The sequence below is a fragment of the Ruegeria sp. CL3 genome (assembly GCF_056536505.1).
In genome coordinates, this window is record NZ_JBQFPT010000010.1 from 11,463 (window position 1) to 30,972 (window position 19,510).

Sequence of the window (19,510 nt, forward strand, 5' to 3'; positions counted from 1 at the left end):
GCGACCCTCACGGAATTCAGTTTTTGAGAGGACGCCCGCAGCCTTGGAAGGGATGGTATGGCCGAAATCGAACGTTGGCTGAGCAAGCACGGACTGGCCAAATACGCCAGCGCCTTCGCCGACAATGAGATTGAATTGGGTGACCTGACAGAGCTGACCGACGAAGACCTCGTGACCATTGGCCTGCCTCTGGGACCTCGGCGGCGGTTCATGAAGGCGGTACGCTCAACCACTGACGGCAACGCCCGGCCGCAAAACACGGCACTGGGCGCGTCGATCGTGGCCGAACGCCGTCAGCTGACGGTCATGTTCATTGATCTGGTCGGTTCGACCGAGATATCGCAACGGGTCGACCCTGAGGACTTGGCCGAGGTTCTGCGGCTGTTCAAAGAGACCTGCGCGGCGTCCGTCGCGGATTTCGATGGTCAGATTGCAAGCTATTACGGCGACGGGATCATGGTGTTCTTCGGGTTCCCGCTGGCCCATGAAGAAGACCCCGAGCGCGCCATTCGCGCCGGGTTGCGTATCATCCGTGAAGTGCCTGAGATCCGCACTCACGCAAAACTCCAGGTGCGGATCGGGATCGCCACCGGTCTGGTCGTGGTTGGCGATTTGCGCGGTGAGAAGATGTTCGAAGACGGCACCGCGATGGGTGAGACACCCAATCTGGCCGCCCGTCTACAGGTGATGGCGGAACCCGGCACCATGATCGTGTCACCTCGGACGCATCAGTTGGCGGGTGGGGCCTTCGACTATGTGCTGCAAGGGTCTTTCAAGCTGAAGGGGTTCACGAAAGAAGTTGAAGCGTGGCAAGTGATCGGTGCGCGCGACACGGACAGCCGTTTCAGACGTGCTGAGGGTGCTGCCCTCGGCCCTCTGATCGGTCGCACGACAGAATATGAGACGCTCAGCGACAAGTGGAAGCTGGCCAGTGAGGGCGAAGGTCAAATCGTTCTGGTGTCCGGAGAGCCGGGGATCGGGAAATCGCGCCTGATTGAGGAGTTGCGGCAGAAAACCCCCCAAGGCGCGCATGAGCAAATCCGACTGCAGTGTTCGCCGTACCATTTTGCCAGCTCGTTTTATCCGATCATCCGGCGGCTTCACCATGTTGCCGACCTGAGGTCTGAAGACTCGGATGAGGCAAAGCTGGAGAAGATTTCGTCGGTTTTAAAAGATCCCTCAGATCAGGTTCTGGGATTGGCCGCGTCGCTATTGTCGATCCCGTTCGAGGATCGGTTGGGGCCGCTGACCCTGACGCCGCAGCAGATCATGGATCAGACACACCAGATGTTGCTGGACCATTTGCTGGCCGATGCATCCGATAAGCCGGTTTTGCTGTTGTTTGAGGACGCGCACTGGCTCGATCCGACGACAAAGGCGCTGATGGATCGGCTTGTGGACCGTCTTAGGGATCTTCCGGTGATGGTCGTGATGACCTTCCGACCGGAGTTTGACCCGGGTTGGGCGTTGCAATCCAATCTGACCAAAGTGGTTCTCAGGCAGCTTGATTTTCAGGACGTTAAACGCATCGCAAATGAGGTCGCGCAAGGGCAGGACATCCCCGACGCCATGTATGAACTGGTAGCGGCCCGATCCGATGGTGTGCCGCTTTACGTGGAAGAGGTGACGAAGGATCTACTGGAAGCAGGCGATATGCCCGATGCTCCAATTGCTCGCGCCAGCGGAGGGGCCTCTGCTGCAAGCTCAGTTCCCAGTGCGCTGCATGATGCGTTGATGGCGCGTTTGGATCGCCTGAGCTCGGCCAAGGAAGTGGCGCAGATCGGGGCTGTGATCGGGCCTCAATTCTCGTACCCGCTTATCTCGAAAGTGTCGCGATTCAGCGATACTGTGTTGCGGTCCGGTTTGGACCTGTTGGTTGAGGCTGGCATCGTCACGACCTCAGGAGATGACGAGTTGCAGACCTTCAGCTATCGCCACGCCCTGATCCGCGACACCGCCTACAACAGTCTTCTGAAAACCGAACGCCGGGTTCTGCACGAACGGGTTGCCAAGACGCTGGACCAGAAAACCTCGGCGGTCGAGGATGCAGGCCCCGAAGTTCTGGCCCATCACTACACCCTTGCAGGTATGGTGGATGAGGCGATCGACTGTCGCTATCTGGCCGGTCAGCGCGCTGTCAAACGCTCGGCCAATACCGAGGCGAATACGCAGCTGTCCTTGGCGCTTGATCTGCTGGGCGACCAAACGACCAGTGTTGAGCGTGACAAGCGAGAGATCGAGATACAGACGCTGCGCGCAGGGGTTCTGCGCTCGACGGCAGGTATCGCCGCGGATGAGACCGGTTCGACCTATGCCCGGATACGGGACTTGTGCGAACGCATGGATGAGACAGAGAACCTGTTCCCGGTCCTCAACGGCCTGTATTCCTTTCACTTGGTTCGGGGTGAGTATGATTTGGCGCGGGTTGTGGCGCGGCAACTTCTGGACTTGGCGGACACATCAGGCGAAACGCAACATCAAATGGTGGCCCATCGGGCGATGGGCGCGGTGCTGTTTCATATCGGAGAGCTGGACCCGGCCCACACGCATCTCGAACAGGCGCTGGCCCTTTACCGCCCCGAACGCGATGCGCATCTGGCCTATGTCTATGGATCCGACCACGCGGCCATAACTTCTTGCTTCCTGAGCCTCGCCACCTGGATGCGCGGTGAGCCGGACAAGGCGCTGGAAATACAGACTCAGGCGGTTGAGGCTGCCCGCGACCTAGATCATGCCCATAGCGTGGCGCAGGCTCTGACTTACCTGTGTATGCTGCATCTTCTGCGCCGCGATCCAGGCGCTGTGACCCGAGAGATGGAGCAACTGGAAGAGCTGTCGAACAAGCACGCATTCACCTTCATGACCCTGACGGCCAATGTCTGGAGAAGCTGGGTCAAGGCCTACGCATCCCCTGGCCCGGACACCATCAAGGACCTCAAAAGGGCGACGGATGCATGGTGGTCCAGCGGAGCGGGAAATCACAAACCGTTCTTCATGACACTGATTGCCGAAGTCACGCTTTCCATGGGCGACCGCGAAGGTGCTCTGACCGCATTGGCGGAAGCGCGTGAACATCAGCGTTTGACCAACGAGGGGTGGGCGCAGGCAGAAACCGACCGGGTTTATGCGCTGGCGAAATCCTCGACCAGTCCCGCCGAGGCGGAATTCCGGCAGGCTTTTTCCCGCGCACAGGACCAAAAAGCGCGGATGTTTGCCCTGCACACGGCCATAGATTTCGCCCGGACATGCGAGCGGTTTCACTGCGCGGCGATTGCAAACACAGCACTTCAGGCGGCGGCTGAGGCGATCTCGGGCGGGGACCAAACAGTTGAGATGCGCCTCGCTCGTGAATTGTTGGCTGGGGTGGAAACGGCCTAGGCGCGCATCCGTACGTGTGCAGGATCATAGGGTGAGGCAGGGATGACCTGCGCGTCGACCAAATCGCCGTACATATCGATCAACACACTGGTGCCTTCGCCCGCCAGCGCGGGATCAATGAACGCATAGGCCAGGTTCTGCCCGACCCGATGACCCCAATCGCCCGAGGTGACGGTGCCAACCACAGTGTCGCCATGCATCAACGAAGCCCCGCCATGGGCGGGTGCGTGTGTTGCGTCGATCTGCAGCGTCACGAGTTGCTTGCGCTTGCCGCTGGCGCGGCGTTCCAACAGGGCCTCCTTGCCGATGAACTCACCTTTATTCAGGTTTACGAACCGATCCAAGCCGGTCTCATATGGGTCGAATTCCGTGAGGATGTCGGATTTCCAATGCAGAAAGCCCTTTTCCATCCGCATGGATTCCACCGCGCGGGCCCCGAACAGCTTCAGCCCATGCGCCTCACCGGCGGCCCGTAGCGCCAGATAGGCGGCATAGAGCGAGGCGTTCGGCACGTGGATTTCATAAGCCAACTCGCCCGAGAAGCTGACGCCCATCACGGTGGCCGGGGCAAAGCCGATGAAGCATTCGCGCACCGACAGCCATGGGAAGGCCTCTTTCGACCAGTCACCGCGCGCACAGGCCGACAGCACGGCGCGCGCTTTGGGGCCAGCCAGAACCAGAATGGTCTGGTCATTGGTAAGGGATCGGATCTGAACATCCTCATCCTTGCTAATGTGCTGGGTCAGCCAGTCCATGTCGTGATATTCGCTGGCCGCAGCCGAGCCGTACCACACACGCTCTGGCCCCCGATCCGAGGCTGGCAGGTTTGCCACGGTCGCTTCGGCCTTGACCATGCCGTGTTGGTTCAGCAGATAGCTCAGACCAACGCGTCCATCGCGCTTGGTGACCGTGCCGCAGATCATTCGATCGAGGAAACTGTGGCGATCGGTTCCGGTGATCTCAAACCGGTTAAAGCCGTTGACTTCGCACAGGCCAACATTTTCCTGCACGTTCTTTACGTCGGCAGCGACGATGTCGAACGCCTCATCGAAGTTGAAGGTGAGTGTCGGGTGAAAATCGGGTGATGGCTTGATGTAGTCCATCCGCTCCCACCCGTTCACGACGGTAAACTCGGCCCCTTCTGCCGCCAAGATGGGCGTCAGCGGGGTTGTCTTGGCCGGTCGTCCGGCGGGGCGATGTTCATGCGGGAAGTGGAACCGGAATTCGTTCTGATAGTCTTCGATAGCCTTCAGTGAGGTCAATTCCACATTCGTATGCCCGGTGAACCGGCGCGGATCGAGGCACCATGTGTCATAGCAAGCCTCACCATGCACGATCTGTTGCGCCAGCAGCCAGCCATGGCCGCCACCTTCGCCAAGGCCCGCGCGCAGGCCGATGATGCAGAAGGCGTTGCGTTTACCGGGGATCGGCCCGACCAGCGGGGCTCCGTCGATGGTATAGGTGATTGGTCCGTTCACTATGGACCGAATGCCAGTTTCTTCCAATGCTGGCATCCGCTCAAACGCGCCGGCTAGAACGTCCATGACGCGTTCCAGATCGTCGGGGCAGAGGGCATTCACAAAGTTCGGATCAATCCCGTCCATGCCCCAGGTTTTGCAGTCCTGCTCATAGAACCCGACCAGTAGCCCGCCCTTTTCCTGCCGGCAGTAATAATCACTGATTGGGCAGCGCAGCAGAGGCATCCGGTGACCGGCTTCGGCAATACCAGGGATATCCTCGGTCAGGAAATACTGATGCTCCATCGAGGCGACGGGGTGGTGAACCCCCATCATAGCGCCCACTTCATTCACGCGGTAGCCACAAGCATTGACGACGATGTCACAATCAATGTCGCCATGTTCCGTATGCACGGTCCAAGTGTCATCCTTGTGTTGGGTCAGCGCGGTGACCGGCGTATTGCGATAGACCTCGGCGCCAGCTTTACGAGCGTGATAGGCCAGCGCCTGACACAGCTGGGCGGGGTCGATGTCTCCGTCCAGAGGGTCCCACAATCCGCCCAACAGGTTGGTGGTTGAGATCAAGGGGTGGCGGCGGGCGCATTCCTCGGCGTCGATCACCTCAAAATGCACCCCCATCCCACGCGCCATCGAGGCGAAGTGGCGATAGCCCTGCATCTGCGCTTCGGTATTGGCCAGTCGGATGCCGCCATCGGCGTGGTGGTAGTTGATCGGATATTCGGGGTTTTCGGAGAGTTCCTTGTACAGGTTGATCGAATGCGTCTTCAGCCCGACCATGGTCTGGTTCATTCCGAAATTCGTCACCTGCGCTGCCGAATGCCATGTGGTACCGCTGGTCAGCTCGTTCCGCTCGACCAGAACCACGTCGGTCCAGCCTTCCTGTGTCAGGTGGTAGAGTGTTGAGCAACCTGCAATGCCGCCGCCGATGACAACAACTTTAGTACGGGATTTCATGACGGTTGAGCCTCCGGATTTCGCTTGCCCTGCATACGAAGTCCGTTTGTCACCATGTGCAATTGTAGAGTGATATAATGAGACTTTATCAAAATTAGAAATCTATTTTTTCGAAGTAAAAGAGATGATCTTGCGCCACGGGCAACAATTCCTCTTGCTTCATATCACAAACACCCTGTTTCAAAGGACTGGGAATGGCTGGACAGCGTAGCAAGCGAGGTGGGCGCGAAGGGCGTCTGGCACAACGGGCAGCCAAGCCCGTTTTTGATCCATGCCCGCCGGGTCAGATCGGTGGGATGTATAAGCCGCTCAGCGAAGCCGACCTGCGCCGCATCTATGATACTGCCCTCGACTTGCTTGAGAAACTGGGTATCGGAGAGGTGCCGGACAGATTGCGAAACGATCTGTTGGCCGTGGGAGCCGTAGACAACGGCAAGGGGCGCGTTCTGTTCCCGCCCGAGCTTGTCGAAGAGGCGATTGATCAAGCCGCAAAGACCTTCACCTTGCATGGCCGCGATCCCAAGAGGTCGATCGAAGTTGGTGGCAACAAAGTGTATTTCGGAACCGGTGGGGCCGCGGTGCAAACGCTTGATATGGAAAGCGCGCTCTATCGTCCTTCGACCCTGAAGGACCTGCATGCCTTTACGCGGCTACAGGACACGCTGGCGAATATCAGCTGGTTCACACGTTGCTGCGTGGCGACCGATGTGCCGGACAACTATGATCTGGATGTTAACACCGTTTTCGCGCTGCTCAAGAACACCACCAAACCGACGGCGACGTCCTTCACGCTGGCCGAATATGTCGCTCCGATAGTCGAGATGCTGGACATCGCCGCAGGAGGGCCCGGAGAATTTGCCAAACGCCCGTTCATGAAGGCGCATATCAGCCCGATGATATCGCCCATGCGTTATGGCGAAGATGCGGTGGATGTCACCTACGAGTGCATCAAACACAATATTCCGATCTCGTGCATCACGGCGGCGCAGGCCGGAGCGACGGCGCCTGCGACCTTGGCGGGGTTTCTGGCGCAATCTCTGGCGGAAACCTTGGCGGCCCTATTGATGGTCCACGCAATCCAACCTGGTTTTCCGATGGTGTTCTCGAACTGGCCTCTGGTCATCGACCTGCGCACTGGGGCATTTTCTGGCGGCAGCGGAGAGACCGCGGTGTTGAATGCCGCATCGGCGCAACTGTCCAATTGGCTTGGTTTGCCCTCGGGCGTGGCCTGTTCAATGACCGACGCCAAGGCCATAGACGCGCAATACGGGATGGAGAAAGGCATAACCTCCATGGCAGCGGCTTTGGCGGGTGGGAACTTGATCTACGAAAGCTCGGGCATGACTGCATCGTTGTTGGGGGCCAGTTTTGAGGCTTTCGTGCTGGATGATGAGATGCACTCCAACACCTATCGCGCCTTGCGCGGGGTCGAGGTAACGGACGACAACCTCGGGTTCGATGCGATTTGTGATGCCGTTCTGGGTGATGGGCATTTCTTGGGGGGCCAACATACTCATGCGGCGATGGAGCGGGACTACTTCTACCCCACACTTGCTGATCGAGCTGAGCCGCGCACATGGGCAGAAAATGGCGCTCAAGATGCATGGGGTAGGGCAAAGGCCCGCGCGGATGAGATTCTTCGCGACCACAACCCCTCGTACCTGACGTCCGAGCAGGAGGAAGCCATCCGGTCTCGGTTCAATATTCTGATCTGATCATTCTACCAGTTTGAAGCTATCCGCCAGCCACGGAGTTTTCTCATATTGCGCAGTCAAAGCGTGATCTCGGATCAGTGCGCGCATCTTGCCATCTATCAGGTCCAACACGGACCGCGAACAATCGGGTGTAGAGACAATCGCAAGCGTGCGAGCAAAGCTTTTGCCCGGAAATTTGTGCATGCTAAGATTTGGGTGAAACCTTTTGGCACGCGAGAACAGCAAAGGGGTGGTGATGGTCCAGCCCGCACCTGCGGCGACCATAGCCATCAAAGTCTGGTTGTTGCTGCATTCGAAATTGGACTGCGGTGAAAGCCCCAGCCGTCGCATTTGGGACTCGATCTGCCGGGCGATGATCAGATTGCCGGAAAACCGCAAGAACGGAAGTTTGGTGCGCCCTTCGACAACGTCGGAAAGGGATTTCTCGCCGAACCGAGGGAGGACCACCACAAACGGGTCTCGTAACAATGGGCGATCCTGCAGGTCCCGCAGCCGTTCCTCTGGGGTGGTCGTGATCCCCAGATCAAGATGCCGGTTGCGCAGCATCTCGACAATCGCATGGCTGGAATCGGTGTGGTACATGAAATCGCAGCTCGGCATGTGGCCCGAAAGAAAGACGGCGAGTTCTGGGATGATATCGCTGTCGAAATCCTCGATCGTGCCAATCCTAAGGTAACTCGCCTCGGCAATATTCCCGGCGGATGCTTCGGCCTTGGCTTTGCGGATGGTATACAGTGCGTCACTGATATTGCGCAGAAAGACCTGCCCTTTGGGCGTCAGAACCATCGGCCTGCGCGCGTGGTTGAACAGCTCGACCCCAAGGTGGTCTTCGAGATTGCGCAAGTGATGCGAGACGGTGCTGATGGTCAGGCCAGTTTCCTCGGCTGCGGCCTGAAGCGATCCTTTCTGGGCGCAGATCTGAAACAACTCCAAGCCTTTTAGGTTCAGGTCCTTGTTGGCGTTAGGGCGGGGCATGTTTCCTCGGCACGAACTCGGCGTGAATTAGCTACAATGATTTGAAATTATTGTTGGTAAACTATCAAATCAACGAAAAGCCGCACCTACTAACCACAATGCCACAATCTTCTCATGTTGCAGATGACACAACAGTGTGAAGATGCGGTATTCCTTTTTTCTTTCACCGCTTCGTTCTTTAATCGTACCCAAGTAAAACGGCACGATCTTGTCGATGTCGTGCAAACCGGTAGTGAGGCAACTCAGGTTGGAAAACGGCCTTCTCTTTTCAATTCTGCCCGATGCCACGGCATGTGAAAGCTCCGCCTCCGTGCCAATTGTCCGCAGCCCGGAGGCCAACAATGCTTGATGCCCGCATCCGCCCTTTGATCGATCCGCCGTTAAACGCGATTGGGCGGGGGTTGGCGGCGCGTGGTGTCTCGGCTGATCTTGTAACTCTGGCGGGTCTGGGCTTCGGCCTCTTGGCAGCTGGGGCGATCGTGCTGGGATTGCAGCTTCTGGCGGTGCTGTTCATCCTGTTGTCGCGTCTGGCGGATGGTCTGGATGGGGCAATCGCGCGCGCTGGGCGAAAGACCGACTTTGGCGGCTATCTCGATATCACCTGTGATTTTCTGTTCTACGGCGCGATTCCAATGGCATTTGTCTGGGCGGACCCGTCGGCAAATGCCCTGGCCGGAGCATGGTTGCTGGTCAGCTTCTACTTCAACGGCGCGACCTTTCTGGGCTATGCGATCCTGGCCGAAAAACGGGGGCTGGAGTCGCAGAAACACGGGTCCAAGTCACTCTACTTCACTGGGGGTCTTCTGGAAGGCACTGAAACCATTGCCTTCTTCATAGCAATCTGCCTGCTGCCCGCTTGGTTTGGCCCAATGGCATGGGCGTTTGGCGCGGTTTGCTTTGTCACCGCCATTTCGCGCATCCTGTTGGCGCGGCAGGTCTTCACTCACTCGGAATAAACGCAAGGAAAACCCATGAAACATCTATTTGCTGCCCTCTGCGCGGCGCTGGCCGGAACAGCATGGGCTGAACCTGATCCCGCAAACTGGCAGGACGTTCTGGATGAGGCCAACGGCCAGACCGTCTATTGGAACGCATGGGGTGGTTCGACCACGATCAACGATTTCATCGAATGGGTCGGAACCCGCGTCGAAGAGGAACATGGCGTCAAGCTTGAGCACGTGAAACTCACCGATACCGCTGACGCGGTAAGCCGAGTGATTGCCGAGAAGTCCGCTGGTCAGGACACGGACGGAGCGATTGATCTGATATGGATCAACGGCGCCAATTTCAGTGCCATGAAAGAGGCCGATCTTCTGTTTGGCCCCTTTGCTGAGGCTCTGCCCAACTGGCGGTTCGTAGACGTGGACGGCAAGACCGTCACCACAGATTTCACCGTCCCGACCAAAGGGTATGAAAGCCCTTGGGCCATGGCGCAGGTCGTGTTCATCTATGATAGCGAGGTACTGCCTGAGCCTCCCAAATCCGCCGAGGCAATTCGCGAATGGGCGGCTGTGAACCCGGGTCGGTTCACCTTCCCTCAGCCACCTGATTTTCTGGGAACGACCTTCCTGAAACAGATGCTGATTGAACTGGTCGAGGACCCGGCCATCCTGCAACAGCCCGCTGGTGACGACTATGCGCAGGTGACGGCGCCACTGTGGGACTGGCTGCAGGATGTCACGCCGGACCTCTGGCGGGCAGGTCGCGCCTATCCGCAAACCGGGCCAAGCCAACTGCAGCTGATCAACGACGGAGAGGTCGATATGGCGATCAGCTTTTCTCCGGGTGAGGCGACAACGGCCATTGCCAACCAGCAGCTGCCGGAAAGCGCGCGGACCTTCGTTCTGGAGGATGGAACGCTGGGCAATGCCAGCTTTGTGGCGATCCCCTACAATGCCTCGGCCAAAGCGGGTGCCATGGTCGTTGCTGATTTCCTGATGAGCCCCGAGGCGCAACTGCGCGCGCAGGATCCGAAGGTACTGGGTTTTAGCACCGTGCTGGACATGGCCGCCCTTTCGGCTGACGATCGTGCCGGGTTCGACGCGTTGGAGCTGGGCGTAGCAACCCTTTCGCCCGCCGAGCTTGGCCAAGCCCTGCCGGAGCCGCATCCCAGCTGGATGACCCGGATCGAAGCGGATTGGGCTGAGCGTTACGGCGTTGGCAACTGACCTAAGCACCGGCAAACCATGGGGGCTGGCACCGACGCTAACCATAGCGTTGTTGCTGGGTCCGATCGCAGCCGGGCTTTTGGGAACGATCCTCCCGGCCTTCGGAGGTATGCGCCCGGACGGGCAAAACGGGTTTTCATTTGATCCGTGGGTGCGCCTCTGGGCCGAGCCGGGCGTCGGTCAGGCCCTCTGGCTATCATTCAAAACCGGTTTCCTTTCAACGTTTGGGGCGCTGATCGGGTGTTTTCTACTGATCGCAGGTTGGCAGGGTACACGCGGGTTTTCGCGGCTCGAGGCGCTGCTGTCGCCTCTTTTGTCTGTACCCCATGCGGCGGCCGCGCTGGGGCTGGCTTTCCTGATTGCGCCGTCAGGCTGGATTGCGCGTCTTATCTCGCCCGGTCTGACGGGATGGACCCGCCCTCCGGACGTGTTGATCCTGCAAGACCCCGGCGGGTGGTCTTTAATTGCTGGGCTGATGATTAAAGAACTGCCATTTCTGCTGCTGATGTCGCTGGCCGCGCTGCCTCAGATCAAATCGGCTGAGCGGATGCGCGTGACGCAAGTGCTGGGCTACGGCAGGGTCCGAGGGTGGTTTCTGGCCGTGATGCCCGCGCTCTACATACAGATTCGGCTGCCGATCTATGCGGTCCTGGCGTATGCGATGTCGAATGTGGATGTCGCGATGGTTCTGGGGCCGTCGCGCCCACCGACGCTGTCCATGTTCATCCTGCGCTGGATGACGGACCCCGATTTGGCCATGCGCGCGCCCGCTGCTGCGGCTGCCTTGGTTCAGTTGGGGCTGGTGGCGGCGGCCATCATGGTCTGGCGAGGTGGTGAAAGGGCCGTGGCCGCGCTGATCAACCGTGGTGTGGAAAGCGGAACGCGCGGCATGGGCTTGCGCGACACCGCCCTTAGAACCCTTGGCCTCGTGGTGTCACTCACGGCGGGGATCGCGGTGTTCGGCGGGCTGATCGGCCAGTTCATCTGGTCCTTCGCCGGACGTTGGAGGTTTCCCGACGCGCTACCGAGCAGCTTCAGTATGATGTCCTGGGAGCGCCACGGCCCGGACGCGGTAGAGGTCACCCTGGTCACCTTGGCACTGGCGTTTGCCACCGCACTGATCGCTTTGGTTCTGGTGATCGGCTGCCTGAACGCAGAACTCCGCACCCGGCGCAAGATGAACAAGACAGGTATGGTGATCCTGTACCTACCGCTCATCCTGCCTCAGATCGCTTTCCTGCCGGGCCTGCAGATCCTGATGATCCAGATCGGAGCGGCGCAGGGCACCCTCCCTGTGGTCCTGACCCATTTGGTCTTCGTTTTGCCCTACGTGTTTCTGGCCTTGGCCGGCCCTTACCGCGCGCTCGACCGTCGCTATGCCACGATTGGCGCCGCCATGGGGCTGGGACCGGTCGGAGTGCTTTGGCGTATACGGCTGCCAATGTTGCTGGCTCCGATCTTGACGGCGCTTGCGGTGGGGATGGCGGTGTCAGTCGGCCAATATCTGGCCACTCTTCTGGCCTCGGGCGGGCGGTTGAACACGTTGACGACTGAAGCGCTGGCCCTGTTTTCAGGCGGTGATCGTCGTGCGATAGGGGTCTGGACCATCGCGCTGGCGTTCACGGCATGGCTGCCATTCCTGCTGGCCTTGATGATCCCCAGAATTGTCTATCGCAACAAAAGCGGACTGCGCCATGATTGAAAACGGCCTCTTTTTGGATCAGCTTTCGATCTCTCACGCCGATGGCAGAGGGCTGGTGCAGCTATCGGCTGACATCGCGCCCGGAGAGGTACTGAGCCTGATGGGGCCGTCCGGGGTTGGGAAATCCACCATTCTTGCAGCGATCACCGGAACTTTGTCGCCCGCCTTTCGTCTTGAAGGGCGCATTACTTTGAACGGGCGGGTTCTGAATGCCCTGCCACCCCAGAAGCGCCGCGTTGGGATCCTGTTTCAGGACCACCTGTTGTTCCCACACCTGTCTGTTGGTCAGAATGTCGGCTTTGGCCTGCCGCCCCGTACCCCGGACCGGGCCGCGCGCATTCAGGCCGCCTTGTCCGAGATCGGGTTGGACGGGTTTGAAGCCCGCGATCCCGAGACCCTGTCCGGAGGTCAGCGCGCCCGTGTCGCCCTTATGCGGATGCTTTTAGCGGAGCCCGATGCCCTGCTTTTGGATGAGCCTTTCTCGCGCCTCGATGTCGGCCTCAGGGACAGAATGCGGGACCTCGTCTTTACCCGAGCCCGCGCGGCGCGGCTGCCGGTTTTGTTGGTGACGCATGACATCGCCGATGCCGATGCCGCAGGAGGCAGGGTTGTGACACTGCCTGAAAAGCGGTGTTCGTCGAGATGATCAGCTTTGCCTAGTTCGTCAATCCGGACAGGTACTTGATCGCCGTCAAGCTGGGCAGGAACGTGTACGCGCCACCGCGTGTATGGATCAGGCGGGGAAAGCCGTGCAGTCGGATCGTGCCGCCATCTGGCAGGCTGAGGTCGAACCAGCTGGTTTCCGGCGTGTTCGCCCCCAGCAGAGGGTCATTGGCCCCCGTGATTGTCGGGTCGTGCAGGCCGAGGTTGATCCAGTCGCACATCACCGCTTCAAACTGTGCGCCGATATTGGCGCCGATGAAGCTGCCTAGCAGGCCGCGTTCGGCGGTGTCGGGGTTTTGCGGGTCGAAATCCGGGCCGTAGGACATGCCGCGCCGCACCAGTCGTCGCGTGTAGTTGGCGATGCGCTGTACGATCCGACCGCCGCGCGGGTTGCCTCGTCGCAGATGCGAGCCGGCGGGACAGCGGGAATGGGCGTTGTAGTTGAAATTGGTCAACGAGACCTCATGCTCGGGCCATTGCGCATCCGGTGACAACTCATAAGGAACGCCGTTGCGCCAGCGCCCGCACATCTGTGCTGCGACGACCTCACGCAGCGCGCCGTGGATGTCTAGGCCTTCTCCGATGCGATCCAGATTGTTCGGATCGACTAATTTGTCGCGATCCGGGTGATCCATCAGATAATCGGCGGCTTTGTCCAGATAGGCCTCGAAACCGGCCGCATCCTGCGCCAGAACTCGGAACGCATTGAACGACCCGTTGAAACCAAGCGCATTGGGCGAGGGGACGCGGAACACCACGCCCTCTTGGCGTGTGGGATAACCCAGCAGGGCGGTGCCCAGCGGGTCAATCGGTTCATCGACACCGGCTTGCTCGGGGTCATAGACCTGCTCGAACCGGGGCTGGGAAATGCCATCGACATAGCCGAAAAACACCTTGCTATCGGCCAGATTGCGGCCGTCGCGTTTACCCAGAATGGTGAAGGCCGCGCCAACCTGTTTCTCTACCAGGTCTAGGTGATCCTGAACGTCGGAATAGACCGACGCCATGATGTGAACCCGGTCAGGTTGATCAAACGGAGCCGGCCAGTGATCCGGTGCGCTGGTGCCGAAATCGCCCAGTTTCATCGCGCGTTTCGTCATGCCCTGCACGAATTCGCTGGGGAAGGTTTTCAGATCCTCGGACGCGGTGCCAAGCGCGCGCAGCCCGGCATAGGTGAGGCCGATGTTGAAACAAAGGGGCGGCTTGACCTCCCACAACACCCCTCGGGTGATTTCGGGGACCGCGTCACTGCCGCCATCGACGGCGGTTGCCAGAAACTGACGGGCCGCGGCGCGGTCGGTGACTTCAAGAAACAGATGGCGCACCAGATCGCGGCGATAACCGCGCAGGATGTTGCCCTGAATGTCGGCGAGATCGAGTTTTGCAGTCACCAGCCTTGTCCAAATTTTTGGCGCACTTGCGCGGCGGAAACGCCCGGATAGGCGCGATAACCGCCCCCCAGCGACAGGTTAGGGTTCGCGTAGAGTTGCAGAACAAACGCACGCGGAAGGGTTTCCAGCCGATGCGGCGGCTGGTTAGGAGGCAACCCTTTGGCCTCATCCTGAAGGCCGAACAAGTCGGTCGGGAAATCGGGGGCCTGAAACAGGTCGTGCTCATGGACCCAGTCGATGAACTCTTCGACGTTGTGCTCGGTCGGGATCAGGTGCTCCGCCCCGTCCACGAGCGAGATGACGTCGTTGAACACACTGCCGATGGTGGTGATGAAATCCCGAATGTAGTTGCTGAAATCGCCGTCATAGACCGAAATCATGCAGATCTTGTCGTCGATCAGCAGAAACCGGGCGAAATGCACCGTTCCGACATTGTCGAGCCCTGCAAAGATCTCTTCGACGTTCTGCGCGATCGCCAGCGCGGCATGGGCACGTCCAGCGGGCGAGGGGTCTTTCAGCGGCATGATCAGGTTCATCATGCGCTGCACGTTCTCGCTGGGTTGTGGCGAGGGGCGCGGGCCGCCGGGCAGTTTCGGCTTGGGGTCGCGCCAGTGCCAATAGGGCACAACGATGTAGCGTGACAGGAACTTGAACCATCCCCGATCCGGCAGGGTGTTGACGTAGCGGTTGAACCAGCTGTTCTGACGAGTCATGGTCTTACCCCTTCGAAAACGGGCAGGGGGACCCGCCGCGCCAAGCGCTTGAGATTTTGTACGAGTCGATGCGCATTTTCAGTACAGGATCATCCGAGGCCTCAATCCCGGGGGTCAGCAAACCAGGATTGAAGCTGAGCTTCTCAGACTGTTCTATCTGGTCCTCAGGCACAGCGTTTAGCGTGAGAACGCCCATCATGATCCGTTTGCGATGAGGTGGCCAGGGGCGCGAGGAGTTGTTGAAATCGTCTCCGACCTCACCGATTGTCATCATCAGAGAGAACCGCGCAGGTTCTTTAGCAAGACGCTCCCTAAGTTCAGCCTGCAGATAGTCATCCACGGGGGTCTCATCCGGGTCGGTGTTAAGCACGCCTGCGATGGGTTGCCACGAAAACCGCACCCAGCGGCGTACGCCCTCTGCTCCGGTTACGATGAATGTATGGCAGGCGTGATAGGCCGCCCGCGCGTAGCTTGTTGGCGCGCCGATCTGGGCGGCCTGCAATACACCAAGTTGAGAATAAGCGTTCCGGTCGGCAAACCCGATGGCGCCTTCGTCCGGGCTGATCGTCTCGCCAGGATAGGGGTCGCGTTCAGGCAGCATCAGTTGAAGGTAGCTCCAGATTTTCTGCCAGGGGGTCTGACCGTTGTAGAGCTTGGGCTTGGCGGCCTCGGCGAAATCCAGAAACGTCTCGGGCGTCGGGGTGAAGAACTCGGGCAGGTTCATCGCGATCAGGTCGGTATCAGAACCATCAGACAAGTGAAACCGAACCGCTAGCCCCCGGACATCGGACCAGCCGTCATGCACCACGGCGCAGCCCGATCCGTTCGAAAACCGAACAATCACATCCGTCTTTTCATTGGTGAAGTGATCCGCGGCGCAGAAATTCCGGGCGATGGGTGTGGGCTTGAAATAGCCGGTCGCACTGATCCCGATTGTGTGAACGGGGCGTAGAGCCAGATCACCATCAGGACGATGCAGAACTTCTACCAGCTTCTCGGCAAGGCCGGGATCGCTCATGACTTGACCACCTGTTAACTGAAGTTACCCCAAAAATGTGGCGTTAACCATAAACACTGGTCGGGCAAAGGCAACAGGAAGAATACATAAAACCCAGCGAAGCCACTGTTTGATCAAGCAAAACTGAGTTCGGCTACCATTTGTTCAGCATATCTTTGGCATGGGTCCAGTATTCACTTTGCCGGCAGGTGTAGAATGCCTTCTCCATCAGATCGTAGGATTCAGGTCGGTGTGTTGCCAGCCCCACGACCTTGGGTAGCGGAGGGTTCAGACGCACCATTCGCTCTTTCAACACAAGATGGGCCATCCAATACTGGTTTTCGGCAGATGTGGTTAGCAGCAGTTCGATCAAAGCCCCCCGAGGCGCGCCCGAGGTGATCCCGAACCACTTCAACAGGCCCCAGTCGTCGGGGTTCTTGATCATCTCCTCCGAGATATCTGTGGGCTGTTGGCCAGTGCCGATCGACAGAGCCTCGATATGCGCCAGCCCTTCGGCGCGACCAGCCGCGATGGCCACGTTGATGCCGTTCATCACTGGATTGTTGGCAAAGGCCCCGCCATCAGCGAAATAGCCATAGTCCACCCCGTCCGAGATGATCTGATGCGGTGGGAAATAGGATGGCGCGGCCGAGCTTGCCATGGCGACATCCAGCAGGCCGACATCGCTCATATCCAGCCATTTTTCGTAGCCCAGCGTCTGGTTGGTGATAGTGAACGGGGACCATCCCACCTTGTCGCTGCGATGCAGGCACACGGTGTTGACCGCCAGAACCAGATCCGGCGACAGAGAATTGACTTTGCGGTCTCCGACCAGACTGCGCCCGATCTCCTCCAGCCCGGTGGCATTGTATTGCGAGGCGGTGATGCCCGGGCCTCCGCCCAGTTTGAACCGCCGCAGCACCTCATCCAGCGCCTTGTCCAGAAAGCTGTGTTCGTTTTCGCGGAAGATCTTGTCGGCATCTTCACGGTAATGCGCGGCAAGGTCGCCGATCAGCTGGCCCATATCCTTGCCCTGCGTCCGGCCATCCGCCAGCGCCACGGCGATCAGCCCACCGGTCGAGGTTCCCGCGAACCCGTCGGCCTTGTCCAGAACGCCGGTCTCTTCCTGCAGGCTTTGCAGGATCAGGCAGGTCAGGTAGCCCCTGATCCCCCCGCCATCGCAGGACACAAGTTTGAATACCATTCGATGCGCCTCATCGCTTTTTAGTTGTAGGAGGTTTTAGGATAACTGGGCTGGGAAAAGCCAGCCGTTTTGCGACCCGTTGAGGCTTATCCCGCATAGCAAATTGGAAAAAGCCTTGCGAAAACCTGTATTTGTCAGCACAGTTCGCCGCGAAAAGGACGGGCTTGGCCCGCAATGGCCGACCCCACCGGGGCCACGGCGCAATCAGGGAGTTGAGGCTATGGCGTTGGAACTACATGAGATGTGCAGCGGGCTGGGCTTTCCAGAAGGTCCGGTTGCGATGAATGATGGCTCGGTCCTGTTCGTGGATATCAAAGAGCAGACCCTTGTGCGCCTGTCCGTGGATGGCACCGTCAGTGTGGTGGCCGAAATCCCCGGCGGCCCGAATGGCGTGGCGATCGGCCCGGATGGCGCGGCTTATGTCTGCAACAATGGCGGTGTCTACAGTTTCGTGCCCTACGGCCCCGACGATATTACCGTCCCCGCCCCCATTCGTCCGCACTACAAGGGCGGGTCGGTCCATCGGGTCGATCTTGAAACCGGAGAGGTTACGATGCTGTTCGACTCCTATGAGGGGAAACGGCTGATCGCGCCCGACGATCTGGTTTTCGACAAGGATGGCGGGTTCTGGTTCACCGATACGGGGATCGAGGACGCAGAGTCCACGCGCTATGGCGGGCTGTACTATGCCACGATCGACGGCAAGACACTTATCAAGGCTGCTACGATCCCGATGCCCAACGGGGTCGGGCTGTCGCCGGATGGCGGCACCGTCTATGTCTCGGACACAGTGTTTGGGCGGCTTTGGGCGATGAAGATCACGGGCAAGGGCCAAGTCGAGCCCGGCCCGATTCCGGGGATGCCAGGGCAGGTGGTGCAGACCTTGCCGGGGTACCAATGGCTCGACAGTCTCAAGGTCGAGGCCGACGGACGGGTCTGTGTGGCGACGATTTTCAACGGTGGTATCACGGTGTTTAGTCCTGACGGGTTGACCGAACATGTCGCCATCCCCGACCTCTTCACGACCAATATGTGTTTTGGTGGTGAGGACATGCAGGACATCTGGATCACCGCCTCCAGCACGGGCAAAATCTACAAGGCCAGATGGCCTCGTCCGGGGTTGAAGCTGGAGTTTACGGCTTGATGTAAGGACCGTCGGTTTTGCGCGGTCGAGATCAGCATATGCTTGAGCCATGGCCAATCACGGAGGGTGTGTCGCAGGTGTAATCCGGCGACAAAGAACTAGAAGGACAAGGCCTTGGCCGGACTGCCGAGGCTCAGTCTGCAGGCGTGGGTGTGGTAAGCCAGGTAATGACGCTGCGGTCTAGTTGTCGGTAGCCGATGTCGAATTCCGTCCCTGCCGTGACTGTATTCTTCAACGATTTGGTCAACCGCAGCCTTAGAAAGGTTTCACTGGGCGCGCAGTGCAGTTCGGCATGGTCAAAACCAAAGAACTGTTTTACCGCCGGGAACAGGGCTTTGTAGAGTGTCTCTTTGGCTGAGAATACAAGCGTTGCCTTCAACGCCTGCGCGTCGCTTTCCCGGATCAGCCGGGTTTCCTCGGGCTGCAAAGCGACCTTGAAAATCGCATCCAGTGAGGATCCTTCGGCGATGTCCTCTATATCGACGCCAACCAAGGTGCCGGGCTGATCGGTGATAATCGCCGCACAGCGCCCCTTTGAATGCGTGATCGAACCTGCGACGCCTGCGGGCCAGATCGGCTCACGGTTGGGACCTGTGGCGATCTGCGTCGATGCATGCCCCGTTGACGCCAAAGCGGCCATGGCTACGGCACGGCCTGCAAGGTACTCGGCCTTTCTCTTTTCAACGGCCCTGTCCAAACGATCCGGGCGGTCGACGCACAACGTCGTAAAAAGGTCATCTTCAAAACGAGATTGATCAAACCTCGCGATCACAGCAGTCGCTGTCGCAGACCCGATGTCCATGGCCCCCACGTCCGTCAGGAACCCATCGGAGCGCGTTTCAAGGGAAGAGAGGTGTTGGGCAGGCGGTGTCATGGCCCCCTTGGCTTCCCTCAAGCGTCGCGCCACGTCAATCCGGTTTTTCAAATCGTACGACGCCAGCATATTGGGGCAGCTTGAATTGTAGAGAGATGTGGGGAACCATCTGAGGCCGAAAGCTAGAACCTACGGCCCGCCCAGAGGGTTGGGC

The 19,510-nt window shown here is 59.2% G+C and carries 14 protein-coding genes; 7 read left to right on the forward strand and 7 right to left on the reverse strand.

Annotated elements, in window-relative coordinates:
• The first annotated feature begins 57 nt into the window (after window positions 1-57).
• Window positions 58-3,378, forward strand: a complete 3,321-nt coding sequence (locus tag ACR0NO_RS15405; protein WP_480724584.1) for an adenylate/guanylate cyclase domain-containing protein — start codon at window positions 58-60, stop codon at window positions 3,376-3,378.
• Here the strand turns inward: ACR0NO_RS15405 and ACR0NO_RS15410 are convergent.
• Window positions 3,375-5,810 carry a GcvT family protein gene (locus tag ACR0NO_RS15410; protein WP_480724585.1) on the reverse strand — a complete coding sequence of 812 codons (2,436 nt, stop codon included), beginning with the start codon at window positions 5,808-5,810 and terminating at the stop codon, window positions 3,375-3,377. The two genes, ACR0NO_RS15405 and ACR0NO_RS15410, sit on opposite strands and share 4 nt — an antisense overlap.
• Before the next feature lie 194 nt (window positions 5,811-6,004).
• Between ACR0NO_RS15410 and ACR0NO_RS15415 the strand changes: the two genes are divergently transcribed.
• Window positions 6,005-7,525 (forward strand): trimethylamine methyltransferase family protein, encoded by a 1,521-nt coding sequence (locus ACR0NO_RS15415; protein ID WP_480724586.1) that lies wholly within the window; start codon window positions 6,005-6,007, stop codon window positions 7,523-7,525.
• Here the strand turns inward: ACR0NO_RS15415 and ACR0NO_RS15420 are convergent, their stop codons facing one another.
• Complete coding sequence (locus tag ACR0NO_RS15420) at window positions 7,526-8,500, reverse strand: LysR family transcriptional regulator (protein ID WP_480724587.1); 975 nt, start codon at window positions 8,498-8,500, stop codon at window positions 7,526-7,528.
• 341 nt (window positions 8,501-8,841) lie between these two features.
• Between ACR0NO_RS15420 and ACR0NO_RS15425 the strand changes: the two genes are divergently transcribed.
• Genes ACR0NO_RS15425 through ACR0NO_RS15440 form a run of 4 tightly spaced genes read left to right on the forward strand, consistent with a single transcriptional unit; the run spans window position 8,842 to window position 13,016 of the window.
• Window positions 8,842-9,456 carry a CDP-alcohol phosphatidyltransferase family protein gene (locus ACR0NO_RS15425; protein ID WP_480724588.1) on the forward strand — a complete coding sequence of 205 codons (615 nt, stop codon included), beginning with the start codon at window positions 8,842-8,844 and terminating at the stop codon, window positions 9,454-9,456.
• Between the two features lie 15 nt (window positions 9,457-9,471).
• Window positions 9,472-10,668, forward strand: coding sequence for an ABC transporter substrate-binding protein (locus ACR0NO_RS15430; protein WP_480724589.1), 1,197 nt, complete (start codon window positions 9,472-9,474; stop codon window positions 10,666-10,668).
• A complete protein-coding gene (locus ACR0NO_RS15435; RefSeq protein WP_480724590.1) occupies window positions 10,658-12,370 on the forward strand; it encodes an ABC transporter permease in 1,713 nt (570 codons plus the stop codon). Before ACR0NO_RS15430 ends, ACR0NO_RS15435 begins: the two co-directional genes overlap by 11 nt.
• On the forward strand, window positions 12,366-13,016 hold the full coding sequence (locus tag ACR0NO_RS15440) for an ATP-binding cassette domain-containing protein (RefSeq protein WP_480724717.1): 651 nt from the start codon (window positions 12,366-12,368) through the stop codon (window positions 13,014-13,016). The genes ACR0NO_RS15435 and ACR0NO_RS15440 overlap by 5 nt, the downstream gene beginning before the upstream one ends.
• Window positions 13,017-13,026: 10 nt before the next feature.
• Here the strand turns inward: ACR0NO_RS15440 and ACR0NO_RS15445 are convergent, their stop codons facing one another.
• From ACR0NO_RS15445 to ACR0NO_RS15460, 4 genes are all read right to left on the reverse strand, one after another.
• Window positions 13,027-14,424, reverse strand: coding sequence for a Dyp-type peroxidase (locus ACR0NO_RS15445; protein ID WP_480724591.1), 1,398 nt, complete (start codon window positions 14,422-14,424; stop codon window positions 13,027-13,029).
• Complete coding sequence (locus tag ACR0NO_RS15450; protein ID WP_170376913.1) at window positions 14,421-15,137, reverse strand: hypothetical protein; 717 nt, start codon at window positions 15,135-15,137, stop codon at window positions 14,421-14,423. The genes ACR0NO_RS15445 and ACR0NO_RS15450 overlap by 4 nt, the downstream gene beginning before the upstream one ends.
• A 4-nt stretch (window positions 15,138-15,141) precedes the next feature.
• Entirely contained in the window at window positions 15,142-16,155 is a 1,014-nt protein-coding gene (locus ACR0NO_RS15455; protein ID WP_170666944.1) for a catalase, read from the reverse strand.
• A gap of 133 nt (window positions 16,156-16,288) precedes the next feature.
• Window positions 16,289-17,338 carry a patatin-like phospholipase family protein gene (locus ACR0NO_RS15460; protein WP_170666945.1) on the reverse strand — a complete coding sequence of 350 codons (1,050 nt, stop codon included), beginning with the start codon at window positions 17,336-17,338 and terminating at the stop codon, window positions 16,289-16,291.
• Window positions 17,339-17,558: 220 nt separating this feature from the next.
• Here ACR0NO_RS15460 and ACR0NO_RS15465 point away from each other — a divergent pair, with 220 nt between their 5' ends.
• Window positions 17,559-18,482 carry an SMP-30/gluconolactonase/LRE family protein gene (locus ACR0NO_RS15465; RefSeq protein WP_480724592.1) on the forward strand — a complete coding sequence of 308 codons (924 nt, stop codon included), beginning with the start codon at window positions 17,559-17,561 and terminating at the stop codon, window positions 18,480-18,482.
• A gap of 133 nt (window positions 18,483-18,615) precedes the next feature.
• On the opposite strand, the gene ACR0NO_RS15470 is transcribed toward ACR0NO_RS15465, so the two are convergent.
• A complete protein-coding gene (locus ACR0NO_RS15470) occupies window positions 18,616-19,377 on the reverse strand; it encodes a 4'-phosphopantetheinyl transferase family protein (RefSeq protein WP_480724593.1) in 762 nt (253 codons plus the stop codon).
• Window positions 19,378-19,510 lie beyond the last annotated feature (133 nt).